This is a genomic window from Desulfotomaculum defluvii (assembly GCF_054657375.1).
The window spans coordinates 429,721-441,660 of sequence record NZ_BAAHYV010000006.1 but is presented as its reverse complement, the minus strand read 5'-3'; the positions used below and the strand labels follow the sequence as shown (position 1 = coordinate 441,660).

General features: G+C 41.5%; 12 protein-coding genes. 9 read left to right on the top strand and 3 right to left on the bottom strand.

Annotated features, from left to right (window positions below; all coding sequences use genetic code 11):
- The first annotated feature begins 17 nt into the window (after positions 1-17).
- The 8 genes from ACYQ03_RS04795 to ACYQ03_RS04760 all read left to right on the top strand — a co-directional run bounded on the left by ACYQ03_RS04795 (position 18) and on the right by ACYQ03_RS04760 (position 7,779).
- Complete coding sequence (locus ACYQ03_RS04795) at positions 18-299, top strand: EutN/CcmL family microcompartment protein (RefSeq protein WP_459908021.1); 282 nt, start codon at positions 18-20, stop codon at positions 297-299.
- A 6-nt stretch (positions 300-305) separates the two neighbouring features.
- A complete protein-coding gene (locus ACYQ03_RS04790) occupies positions 306-1,271 on the top strand; it encodes a cob(I)yrinic acid a,c-diamide adenosyltransferase (RefSeq protein WP_459908020.1) in 966 nt (321 codons plus the stop codon).
- Between the two features lie 15 nt (positions 1,272-1,286).
- Complete coding sequence (locus ACYQ03_RS04785; protein ID WP_459908018.1) at positions 1,287-2,723, top strand: aldehyde dehydrogenase family protein; 1,437 nt, start codon at positions 1,287-1,289, stop codon at positions 2,721-2,723.
- Between the two features lie 32 nt (positions 2,724-2,755).
- Positions 2,756-4,084 carry an SLBB domain-containing protein gene (locus ACYQ03_RS04780; RefSeq protein WP_459908016.1) on the top strand — a complete coding sequence of 443 codons (1,329 nt, stop codon included), beginning with the start codon at positions 2,756-2,758 and terminating at the stop codon, positions 4,082-4,084.
- Between the two features lie 18 nt (positions 4,085-4,102).
- Positions 4,103-4,654, top strand: coding sequence for a BMC domain-containing protein (locus tag ACYQ03_RS04775; RefSeq protein ID WP_459908015.1), 552 nt, complete (start codon positions 4,103-4,105; stop codon positions 4,652-4,654).
- 171 nt (positions 4,655-4,825) lie between these two features.
- The gene (gene trkA / locus ACYQ03_RS04770) at positions 4,826-6,175 is read left to right on the top strand and encodes a Trk system potassium transporter TrkA (RefSeq protein ID WP_459908013.1); all 1,350 of its coding nucleotides are present in this window, start codon (positions 4,826-4,828) and stop codon (positions 6,173-6,175) included.
- Positions 6,176-6,360: 185 nt separating this feature from the next.
- On the top strand, positions 6,361-7,308 hold the full coding sequence (locus ACYQ03_RS04765) for an NAD(P)H-dependent flavin oxidoreductase (protein ID WP_459908012.1): 948 nt from the start codon (positions 6,361-6,363) through the stop codon (positions 7,306-7,308).
- A 180-nt stretch (positions 7,309-7,488) separates the two neighbouring features.
- On the top strand, positions 7,489-7,779 hold the full coding sequence (locus ACYQ03_RS04760; RefSeq protein ID WP_011879210.1) for a zinc-ribbon domain containing protein: 291 nt from the start codon (positions 7,489-7,491) through the stop codon (positions 7,777-7,779).
- A gap of 80 nt (positions 7,780-7,859) precedes the next feature.
- Here the strand turns inward: ACYQ03_RS04760 and ACYQ03_RS04755 are convergent, their stop codons facing one another.
- Complete coding sequence (locus ACYQ03_RS04755) at positions 7,860-8,168, bottom strand: helix-turn-helix domain-containing protein (RefSeq protein WP_459908010.1); 309 nt, start codon at positions 8,166-8,168, stop codon at positions 7,860-7,862.
- A gap of 218 nt (positions 8,169-8,386) precedes the next feature.
- Here ACYQ03_RS04755 and ACYQ03_RS04750 point away from each other — a divergent pair, with 218 nt between their 5' ends.
- A complete protein-coding gene (locus tag ACYQ03_RS04750; RefSeq protein ID WP_459908008.1) occupies positions 8,387-8,647 on the top strand; it encodes a ribbon-helix-helix domain-containing protein in 261 nt (86 codons plus the stop codon).
- A 41-nt stretch (positions 8,648-8,688) separates the two neighbouring features.
- On the opposite strand, the gene ACYQ03_RS04745 is transcribed toward ACYQ03_RS04750, so the two are convergent.
- Together ACYQ03_RS04745 and ACYQ03_RS04740 are read right to left on the bottom strand one after the other, a co-directional pair.
- Entirely contained in the window at positions 8,689-11,106 is a 2,418-nt protein-coding gene (locus ACYQ03_RS04745; protein ID WP_459908006.1) for an S-layer homology domain-containing protein, read from the bottom strand.
- Positions 11,107-11,281: 175 nt separating this feature from the next.
- The gene (locus ACYQ03_RS04740) at positions 11,282-11,836 is read right to left on the bottom strand and encodes a 5' nucleotidase, NT5C type (protein ID WP_459908005.1); all 555 of its coding nucleotides are present in this window, start codon (positions 11,834-11,836) and stop codon (positions 11,282-11,284) included.
- Positions 11,837-11,940: the final 104 nt, after the last annotated feature.

Here is an 11,940-nt window from a genome sequence, read left to right as displayed (position 1 = left end):
ATGAAAGGAAGATTTTTATGTGGGTAGGGAAAGTAATCGGCACTTTGGTGGCAACACCTAAGGACACCAGTCTAACTGGCAGCAAACTTCTGATTGTTCAGCCCTTCACCTTTGTTCATCAAGTAAGGGAGCCAATTGTGGCAGTTGATACAATTGGTGCTGGAACTGGTGAGACTGTCCTTGTTGTCGAGGGAAGTTCCGCCCGCCTCGTCACTGGCAAACCAAATGCAGCGGTGGATGCAGCAATCGTGGGTATTATCGATAGCATGGAGATAAATAATGGATTAATCGAGGAGTAGTTTACCATGAAGGTGTATACGAAAACTGGAGATGAGGGAAAAACCAGCCTTCTCAGCAAACAACGAGTTTATAAGGATGATATTAGGGTAGAGGCCTATGGTACTGTGGATGAAGCCAATGCTGCCATGGGCTTAGCCAAATCCTTAACAGATAAAGAATGGGTGACCAGTGTCATTCATCCAGTCCAAGTAGAATTAATCCAGTTAAATGCAGATTTAGCTACCGAATCAGATGATAGTGCCAAGTATCGTATTACTTCTGATAATGTGCAGAAACTGGAGCAGATCATCGACTCACTGGAAGAGCGGCGTATCCCGGATAATCATTTTGTCACACCGGGCGGCACCACTGTCAGTGCCGCCTTGGATTTGGCAAGAACCGTCGTGCGCCGGGCTGAGCGGTGTGTTGTCAAGCTTAAGCGTCAAGAATTCGTTCCTTCACCCGTTGCTCTTTATCTAAATCGTCTATCTGACTTGTTATTTGTTTTGGCAAGGTGTGTAGAGCAAGAAGAGTTGGTTGTCAAGGTTACCAATAACATCGTCCAAGGGCTTAATAAAAGAAGTGATTTGAAAACCATGCTGACTTTAGACAAGGCCAAAAAAATAATCGAGGCTGCTGAAAAAAAGTCCCAGGAAATTGGCGTTCCGATGGTCATTGCAGTTGTTGACTGTGGTGGCAATCTGGTTGCTCAGCACCGAGAAGATAATGCTTTATTAGCAAGTATTTCGCTTTCTCTCAACAAGGCCTATACTGCAGTAGCATTAAAAATGCCTACAGACCAAGCTGCAGCACTCTCCCAGCCAGGGCAGCAGCTGTATGGGATCAACACCACTAACGAAGGACGCCTAGTGATTTTTGGTGGTGGTATACCTATCTATGAAAACGACCTCTTAATTGGCGGTATCGGAGTTAGCGGTGGCTCTGTTGATGAAGACATGACAGTAGCCCAGGCAGGTCTAGAAAGCCTATAGGAAGGAGGAAAGACTGTGGCAATTGACCAAAGCTTAATCTCTAGAATTACAGCTGAAGTATTAGCCAGAGTACAAGAACAACAAAGCAACTGTTCTACTAACGGCGGTATTTTTCAAACTATCGACGAGGCCACGGCCGCAGCTCGTTCAGCACAAAAACAACTTAGGAAGCTCTCCATAGAAAAGCGGGAAGAATTAATTAAAGCCATGCGGGAGGTAAGCATACAAAATGCTACCCTACTTGCCGAAATGGCTGTCAAAGAAAGTGGTATGGGAAACATTCGTGATAAAATCCTGAAAAACCAACTGGCAGCCACTAAAACTCCAGGAACTGAGGATCTCCGCACTGAGGCTTGGAGCGGGGATAAGGGATTAACACTGATCGAGATGTCTCCCTTTGGGGTAATCGGTTCCATTACCCCCACAACTAACCCTACAGAAACGATTATTAATAATGGTATTGGCATGATTGCTGCCGGCAATACGGTTGTTTTTAGCCCCCACCCCACAGCCAAAAACACCTCAATCACAGTAATCAATCTTCTCAATGAGGCGATTATTAAGGCCGGCGGCCCGGCTAATTTATTAACAGCCATTGCCAATCCAACAATTGAAGCAACCAATGCCATGTTAAAGCATCCTGATATCAATATGATTGTAGCCACTGGTGGTCCTGCAGTAGTGCGCTTGGCTATGTCTTCGGGCAAAAAAGCCATTGGTGCCGGAGCTGGCAATCCTCCGGTTGTCGTTGATGACACCGCTGATATCGAACAAGCCGCCAAGGATATAATTGCTGGTTCTTCCTTTGATAACAACCTGCCCTGTATTGCTGAAAAAGAAGTTATTACCCTAGGGTGTATAGCTGAAAAATTAATCACAAGTATGAAAAAATATGGAGCATATTTAATTTCTGGCCAAGATGTGGAGCGTCTGGTAAAGGTTATTTTAACAGAAAAAGAAACAGAAGCTGCGTCGGGATGCACCGTTAAGACCAAAAAATCCTATATGGTTAATAAGAATTTTGTAGGCAAAGATGCTACATATCTATTAAGCAAAATTGGCATCCAGGCACCTGACAATGTACGTTGCATTATTTGCGAAACTAGTGCTGACCACCCCTTTGTACTGGAAGAACTGATGATGCCGGTTCTCCCTATCGTTCAAGTAAGGGATCTTGATGAGGCCATAGAATTAGCAGTGAGTGTAGAGCATGGCAACCGTCATACAGCAGTCATGCATTCACGTAACATCGATAATCTATCCCGCTATGCCAAGGCCATTGAAACAACCATCTTTGTAAAAAATGCTCCGGCATATGCTGGTATTGGTGTAGGCGGCGAAGGCTATACAACCTTTACCATTGCCGGACCCACCGGTGAAGGACTGACCTCTGCACGCAGCTTTACTCGCCAGCGGCGTTGTGTTTTAGTAGATGCCTTGTCCATTGTGTAAGTAATGATGCTGCGGAGGAAGTAGGTGAAATTATGCGTGAAGAGATTATCGCCGCCGTTAAAGCAGCTGGAGTAGTTGGGGCAGGTGGTGCTGGTTTTCCAACCCATGTAAAAATAAATGCCAATGCTGAGATAGTCCTTGTTAACGGTGCGGAGTGTGAACCACTTCTTAGGGCTGACCAGCATTTAATGGGTAGTGAAAGCAAGAAATTGATTATCGGCATAAACGCAGTAATGCTTGCTACCGGAGCTAGCAAAGGCTATATTGCCTTGAAAAAAAAGTATGAAGTGGCTGTGGCCAACCTGCAAAAGACCTTAAAACAGCTGGATAGCCAAGGAATTGAACTCTTTTTTTTGCCAGATATGTATCCCGCAGGAGACGAACAGGTTCTTGTGCACGAAGTTACAGGTCGCATTGTACCCGAAGGGGGCATCCCACCTAATGTGGGCGTCGTAGTCTCCAATGTACAAACTCTAATTAATATTGCCCAGTCACTGGAAGGACAACCTGTAATTGAAAAATATGTCACTGTCACCGGGGCCGTTAATAATCCTGTGACAGTTAAAGTGCCCATTGGGATGTTAATTCGTGAAGTCATTGATCTAGCTGGTGGGACTGCCATTAAGGACTATGCCCTCATTGATGGCGGTCCCATGATGGGGAAACTAATTGACCCCGATGCCACCGTTAGAAAAACTACAGGCGGTATTATTGTGCTACCAGCGGGACATTCCTTAGTAGTCCAAAAAAAGCTGCCCTGGATTGTTATGGCCAACCGTGCCAAAGCTGTCTGCTGCAACTGTAGGGCTTGTACAGATGTTTGCCCCCGTCATCTACTGGGGCACGGTTTAGAGCCACATCGTATTATGCAGGCAATTGGCAGAGGACAAATAAATGAGTCTGAGGTACTTTCAAAGGCATTCCTGTGTTCTGAATGTGGTGCCTGTGACACCTACGGTTGTACCATGGGTCTATCCCCACGCCGCATTAACTCTGAACTAAAACGTCAATTTGCCAGTGCGGGCATTAAGAACCCCCATAATGCCAAGCCCGAAAGCTCTCATTCAAGACGAGAATACCGACGTATACCAACCAAAAGGTTACTCTACCGTCTAGGCTTGGAAAATTACGAGCATCAAGCTCCCTTAGAACTGGAGCCGGTTCTCAGTCATGAAGTTAGAATTTCATTGTCCCAGCATATCGGTGCCCCAGCCAAACCTATTGTGGATATTGGTCAGATGGTGAATAGGGGTGATCTGATAGCTATCGTACCAGAAGGGGCATTAGGTGCAAACCTACATGCCAGCATTTCGGGACAAATATTTAACGTGGACGGTTGGATTGGTATTCAAGCAATCTAAATCCGGGGGGAAAGTAAAATGAAACACGCCATAGGATTAATAGAAGTTAAAAATATTGCCAAAGGCATTTTGGTAGCTGATGCCATGTTAAAAGCAGCTAATGTTGAACTTATTATGGCTCACACTTTATGTCCAGGTAAGTATTATGTCATGGTCGGTGGTGACATCGGGGCCGTGCAAAATGCCATTCGCAGTGGACAAGCTGCTGGAGGATCGGAGAATATTGTGGATGATACAGTGCTACCCAATATTCATCCTGACGTATTCAAAGCTCTAACCGGTTGTACAGAGGTTAAACAGATTAAGTCCCTCGGTCTCATTGAGAGTTACTCCGTGGCAGCAGCGGTGCTTGCTGCTGATACTGCGGTAAAAGCTGCAGCGGTGGACATCCTTGAGGTACGCTTGGCCCGCGGTATGGGAGGAAAATCAATTGTTTCCCTAAGTGGAGAGGTTGGTGCTGTAACAGCGGCAGTTCGTGCTGGCAGTAATGCAATACAAGGTGGTGGTTTCATGGTGGATCAACTTGTCATTGCAGCACCCCATCCAGGTCTGCACAAGGTTCTATTCTAATTCTTTAAAAGATTAAAGGCCGACTATGCAGTAAAATTCTGCAAGGGTCGGTTTCTTACTTTTATCAATTTTTATTATCTGTTTTTCAAAAAATAAAACTTGATTTTTCCCCTTCGATACAGTATTACAGTATTATATATTAAAAATGCTACCGGAGGTTTGGCCTATATTATGAAAATTACTATTATCGGTGCCGGAAAAGTAGGTTTTGAGACGGCTAGTCGTTTATGCGAAGAAGGCCATGATGTTCTGGTGGTGGATAAGGATGAAAACAAGCTTTCAAAGGTAGATGAACAGCTTGATGTCATGATATTAAAAGGCAACGGAGCCACCGCCCAGGTCTTACGGGATCCTTATGTAGTTGATAGTGACTACTTGTTAGCTGTAACTAACAGCGATGAAGTTAATATTATTGCTGGTATGACTGGTAAAAAACTGGGTATTCCCAAGTGCATTGTCCGGGTACGGGATCCACATTATGCCTTGGATTCTTCCTTTTCTAGAGAAGATTTAGGGCTAGATTTAATTGTAAACCCGGAGTTTGCCGCGGCCCGAGAGATTGTCCGTATGTTGACAATGGCCTTACCTGTTCACACCGAACCCTTCGGTCAAGGCAAAATACAAATGGCCGATATTACTGTAGATGAAAAAATGAACCATCTTGTTAATAAACATATTAAGGATCTAGATATGCCTCCTTCCTGCTTAATTGTAGCTATTTCTCGTAGAGGGGATATGATCGTTCCTGGTGGTATGGACACAATATTACCAGGTGATAGCCTATATATATTAGGTTTACCCAGTAGTATTGACACTCTGGTATCCAAGGTTAAGAAACGCCGTCAGAAAAAAATGCATAGCGTATTGATCCTTGGTGGCGGACGCCTCGGTTATTACTTAGCAAATAAGTTATGTTCCATGGGTATGGCTGTAAAAATCGTCGAACAAGATTATAGCAGATGTCAAGAATTGGCGGAAAGGTTGCCAGAAGCCCTAATATTACATGGGGACGGTACTGATGTCGATTTACTAAGCAGAGAAGGAATTGAAGAAATAGACGGTTTTGTTGCCGTTACCGGTTTAGACGAGGAAAACCTATTGATTTCTTTGCTGGCTAAACAAATGGGCGCGAAAATGGTGGTTGCTAAAGTTAGCCGAGCAAGTTATGCACCCATTGTTGAAACCCTAGGTGTAGATGCCGCTGTAAGTCCTCGTTTAATTACTGCTTCAGAAATCGTCCGCTTTATCCAAGGTGGCAGGCTATTATCATTGGTTATGTTGTTGAATGGAAAGGCAGAGGTAGCAGAACTAATTGTTCCACCCAGTAGTCGTATAATTGGTAAACCCCTGGCCAAGTGTGGCTTGCCTAAAAATATAATAGTAGGAGCAATTTTAAGGGATGATCGGGCCATTATCCCCGAAGGAACAGAAAAGATTTTGGCTGATGATAGAATTGTCGTATTTGCAATGGGTCACACCTTAAACAATATAGAGAAATTGTTCGGTGTAGGAGGAAAATAGTTTTTTACCTATTTATATACTTTATGATTTATTCTACTTTGTGTTAAAACTTACCATACTTGTAAATAATAAGTAATAGTTATTTTGCTTTTATCATAAAATATAAACTGTTTGCAAATTAATATTTTTTTTGTTTTAATAATATAAGTTGTTAAGTTTTTGGCATTTAAGGAAGGAGAAGAACAGTGAAATTCCCCACCCTAACAATTGGTAAATTTACTCCAAAATACCCTATCATTCAAGGGGGTATGGCGGTTCGAGTTTCAACAGCCCCACTGGCAGGTGCTGTTGCAGAGGCTGGTGGTATAGGTGTCATTGGTGCCACTGGGATGGAAGAACAAGAACTTCGTGATGAAATTCGTGAGGCTCGTAGAATCGCTCCCAATGGAATCATAGGCATTAATATCATGTACGCTGCTAGAGAGTTTTCTAAAATAGTGCATACTGCCATTGAAGAAAAAATTGACATTATTTTTACTGGAGCAGGCTTTTCCAGGGACATCTTTGGGTGGGGTAAAGAATCCAATACACCCATAGTCTCCATTGTCTCTTCAGCTAAGGTTGCTAAGATGGCAGAAAAGCTAGGTGGTGCAGCAGTGGTGGCTGAAGGTACCGAAGCTGGAGGTCATTTGGGTACCAATCGATCCATTAAAGATATTTTGCCCGAAATAAGGGCAGCTGTTAAGATTCCGGTCATTGCAGCCGGTGGTATTGTAGATGGCAAAGGAATTGCAGAAATGATTCGAATGGGGGCCGATGGTGTTCAAATGGCTACCCGTTTTGTCATGAGTGTTGAATGTACCGTGGCTGAGGCTTTTAAAAAGCATTACCTAAAATCTACTCCAGAAGATGTGGTTGAAATCTTAAGCCCAGTTGGCCTACCTGGCAGGGCTTTAAAAAATAATTTTGTAGCACGGGTTTTTAATAATGATGCCCCCAAACCTGGAAAATGTGTAGCTTGTTTAAAGCATTGCTCTAAATCTTTCTGCATTATGCAAGCCCTAACAAACAGCCGTGATGGAAAAATTAATGATGGTCTAGTTTTCTGTGGTCAAAATGTTCACAAAATCAAGGATATTTTACCTGTTAAGGTTATTTTTGACCGATTAATCACTGAATTCAATAAAGCCTAGTAAAATAAAGAATTGATTGATTTTTCCTTTTATGGGGGGTATACTTAAATTACCTCTAAGTTTTACTGCGCTAACTTGGCTATCTCCTCCCGAAAAATGGATCGGTGTCAGGGTATCGGTAGTTCATATGGTTGGCCCCGGGAAACTTTAGGGAGTCTATTTATTCGGAGGAGATATTTGGTGTTTTCCGACAGAACTCTAACATGCCGTGATTGTGGCGCAGAATTTGTATTCTCTGCTCGTGAGCAAGAATTCTTTGCTGAAAAGGGATTCCAGAATGACCCTTCCCGTTGTCCTTCTTGCCGAGCAGCACGTAAGCAACGGATGCAAGGTAACGATGGTTATCGTCCTCAGCGTCAAATGTTTGAAGCTGTTTGTGACGAGTGTGGTTGTACTACTCAGGTACCTTTCCAACCCAGTGGTACCAAACCAGTGTATTGCCGTGATTGCTTTAACCGCGTAAGACAATAATCAGTTAATTAACCGAATGCCACAAGCATTCGGTTTTTTATTAAAAAAAATTAAACGCCCCATAGGCGTTTAATTGACTTTTATAAGGGCAGTTCCTCTTGTCTTATTTTTCTAGCAACTTCTCCACCTCTAATGGCCTCTTCATAATCGACCTCTTCTTCAAACTTTTCACCTATTAAGAATTCGATTGATACACCACAGGTATCTGCAATAAGATTTAGCGGTTCCCAGTCGGGGTAAAACTGGCCCTTTTCCAGTTTTTGAACCCATTTAGATGTTTCCCCAATCTTAAAGGCAAGCATTTTTTGGGTAAATTCTTGTCCACTTCTTGTTGCCCTGTGCTCCCGGGCTCTTTTCACTTTGAGGCCTAATTCCTTCGGGCTATACACTTTGCTGATGCCTCCTTTTCAAAAAATCCTATTAATATTATTTGTTTCTACTCCAGAGGTATGAGTGGTAAATTTTCTTATACCTTCAGAAAATTTTCACAAAAGTTTTTTCTGCCGTGAATTTCTGTGCTAATTTGAAATTAATTACCACTTATGGTTATTTAATACTGTTAATGTTACATAGGATATAATAAAAAACCAGTGAAGGAGGCATTTCTTTGCGTAGACATAAGACTATTACTATTAGTATCCCAGAAGACTTGATTGAATATTTGGATAAAAAAATTACTCAAATTAACAGAGACTCCTTTGAGGAAACAAACCGAAGCCAGTACATCCGTCTATTGATCAAAAAGGATATGGCTGCGGTAACGATTACTCAAGATAGATCAGTTCCTCAAGAAGGAGAAAATGACCTGGCTCTCTCTGACCTAGATTATTATCAGTCACTCTTAGATATTGGTGGCTATAAGAGATGATAATATAGAATAAGGGCAGGCCCCATGGCCTGCCCTTATTTTTACTGGATTTCCAGTGTTTCAATTTCTCCATCTTTCAGCTCTATTACTACGTCATCTCCTTCGTAGTCCTCCAGATCGTCTAAATCAACTTCTTCTCCATCATCATCTTCCAATTCTACATCATCAGCAAAATATAGTTTGTGTTTGCCGTTGTCTTGCTTAAGGTAGATATACCGAGAACTAACACTATAAAGTTCCCCTTCAACCTCAATGTCTTCATCATCGGTTATTTCTATCTTAATTACTTCATCATCATCAATAGTAAGCTTAACCTCTGAACCTATCAATACCTCTTCCAAGTCGATCTCATTACTATCTTTTTCTATTTCCACATCATTGGCGAGGTCGTAGGTTTTTGTACTACTTCCTTTGATTGTTATTTCATCTTCATTCAACTTTGTAATGGTTCCTTCATAGGAACTAGCCGATTCTTCATCTGTAATAATGATTGAGATAACATCATCACTATCATTGTCTATGACTAATTTAACATAATCCCTTTTGCTGATATCATCAAAGTCTCTACTCTTACTACCTTCGTAGACATCTACATTTTTAGATACATCATAGGTTTTCTCTTTGCCACTTGAATTTTCAATGGTAATACCCCAACTTCCAGTATCATCCACCTCAATTACTTCCCCTTTAACTATCTCAACATCTAATATATCTATTTTTGTAACATCATCACTGCTGTCCAACTTTAACTTAACATAATCACCCTTACGGATATCATCAAAATCTGCGTTATCTCCGTCCTCGTAAACGTCAACATCATCTTCTACATCATAGGTTTTAGTTTTTCCATCATACTTCTCAATGGTTATTTTCCAGTTGCCTGAGGTAACCAGTTTAGTGACTTCTCCTTCTAAGGCTGAGGAAGAAGATGATGAACCATCATTAAGCTTAATGGTGACTGCTTCATCCTTGCTATTTAGTTCAATTTCTACAAACTCTTCCTCTTCTACGTCTTCTAAATCCATAGAGTCGCCGTCTTTATCTTTAACTTTGTAACTGCTGGCTAAATCAAAGGTACGCTCATAGCCATCGCCATCTTCGATGGTGATACTTGAAGAATTGATTTTTATTACATCACCGAATATTTTTTTAGCTTCGTTTAAGGGTACAATACTAGAGACAATGTTTCCTAATTTGGTAATAGAAACTCTTTGACCCCTAGATAACTGGTAAAAAGTTGTACTTACATTACTTTTATTAATCTCTTCCTTGGTACCATCATCATAACGCACTGTAAAGTAATCCAAATACATATTGACTACATAACCCTTTTTACCATTATCCACAACTGCACTTAATATCTTAATTTCAGTAACACTACCATTGGTCACTGTAATTTCGACCCGTGTACCAATAGCCAAAGCTGCCATATCCTTGGTAGTACCATTTTGTGTTATCTTTACTGAACTAACCAATGGGTAAGAAGTTAATGACCCTGTATCAGGTTGGAAAGATAATAGCCATTGGCTACCACTGGTTAACCCCTTGATGGTTCCACTATATGTAGTGGTTACAGATACACTTCCACTGGTGCTAGCTTTAGTATTTGCCAAATACAGAACCTTACCGGTGGAACCTAAAGCTATTCTAATATTTTCATTTACTTTTAGAGAGTCTAACGATACTCGTTTTCCATCCCAGTAAAACAAGGTATCTTCTTCTAAATTAAGGGTCACAGATTGGCTGTTTCTCAAAACTGTGATTTTCTGACCAGCCGTATCTACTTTACTAATTTTTGCAATATAATACTTGCTAGGGTTAGGATTGATTTTTCCATTTTCAAACAAACGGGAAATAATCGCCGCCATTTCACCCCTTGTTACAGCGGCATTAGGATCAAAGGTATTATCTGGACGGCCAGACATGACTCCGTGCTTCACAGCTGCGGCCACAAAGGACTGTAGACTGGAATGAATCTGATCCTTGTCTTTAAATGTTAGCTTATAGCCATCTGCACTTAAATTTAAGGCATTAGCAAAAAGCACAGCTATCTCAGCCCGAGTTGCAGCATTCTTTGGCTGCATACTTGGTATGCCGGACTTTGAGATGTATTTTTTATCAGCTGCAAAGGCAATATTTTTCTTAGCCCATTCAGGAAAATTTGCTGGAAAATTGTAGTCACCGGCAGACATACTATAATCGTCGGCCTCCGTACGATACCCAAGGGCACGGTTTAAGAAAACAATGGCCTCTATCTGGGATACCGATGCTTTGGGGTCAAATATGCCTTGACCCCTACCACCTACCAGATCGGCGGCACTACATTCTGCCACAGACTGCTCCCACCACTTACCTGTAGTATCCTTATATAAGTGTGATGATACTGCCCAAGCTGAATTACCTACTAACATGGAAAAAATAAGGATCCCAATTACTAACAGGTACCTTTTCCCTTTCAAAATTATACCTCCTTGGTTGGGCCAGGCGGATGCCTATTGGGGGTAGGACAGGTATCCGACTGGACCAACATGTTTTATAGTAAAGACTCTATTACTTAACATTTCGTTACAAAAAACATAATTCCTGTACCAAAAATGGAAAATAAATGGCACTCCGTAAAAGAATGCCACACAGTTAAAACATTTTATTAATTGTCTGGTAAACATCCTGCCAGGAGGTACAACGCAAACCCTGCCATGGCCAATATCTATTATGATGGGCCTCAAACAATATAACCTGGACACCACCCTCATGTAGCTGATAGGCGTTGTGAATATTATCTTCGATCATCAATTTCACTCGAAGCTGCTGGCAAACTGCCAATTTATCATGGGAATTTAATAAATGTAGTTGTTTATAGGGTATATTGTGATCCTGCAGCCAGCTTTCAGTAATTTTCTGGTATCTCGGATTACGAGCTGTAATAATATGGACCTCCCAACCTTGCTTGACCAGATCCTGGATGCTTTCCCTGGCATAAGGAATTAGTGGGCTTTTAGAGATGATTTTCTGTTCTTCTTCATTCATTAACTTAACAAATTCTGCTTCGCTAATATTGTAAACTTTACATAGGTTATATTGGTAGATCTCTTCACCCCGTAAGTTTTTGCCACAAAACCTATTCATCGCCTCAACCAACAATTCAAGATTGTCAGCAATGGTTCCGTCCAGGTCAATCCCAATTTTCATAACTTCCCCCTAATTCTTTAATTTCTGTAGAAAAGTATAGCCAGAAACTTTCCCTTTCGTCAATCCACAGAAAGGTCTATAAAGAACTATTTGAGGTCATACTA

Bases quoted from the DNA above. Each gene is read 5' to 3' on its own strand.
- ACYQ03_RS04795 (WP_459908021.1), top strand. From the start codon at position 18: ATGTGGGTAGGGAAAGTAATCGGCACTTTGGTGGCAACACCTAAGGAC.
- ACYQ03_RS04790 (WP_459908020.1), top strand. From the start codon at position 306: ATGAAGGTGTATACGAAAACTGGAGATGAGGGAAAAACCAGCCTTCTC.
- ACYQ03_RS04780 (WP_459908016.1), top strand. From the start codon at position 2,756: ATGCGTGAAGAGATTATCGCCGCCGTTAAAGCAGCTGGAGTAGTTGGG.
- ACYQ03_RS04775 (WP_459908015.1), top strand. From the start codon at position 4,103: ATGAAACACGCCATAGGATTAATAGAAGTTAAAAATATTGCCAAAGGC.
- trkA (WP_459908013.1), top strand. From the start codon at position 4,826: ATGAAAATTACTATTATCGGTGCCGGAAAAGTAGGTTTTGAGACGGCT.
- ACYQ03_RS04740 (WP_459908005.1), bottom strand. From the start codon at position 11,836: ATGAAAATTGGGATTGACCTGGACGGAACCATTGCTGACAATCTTGAA.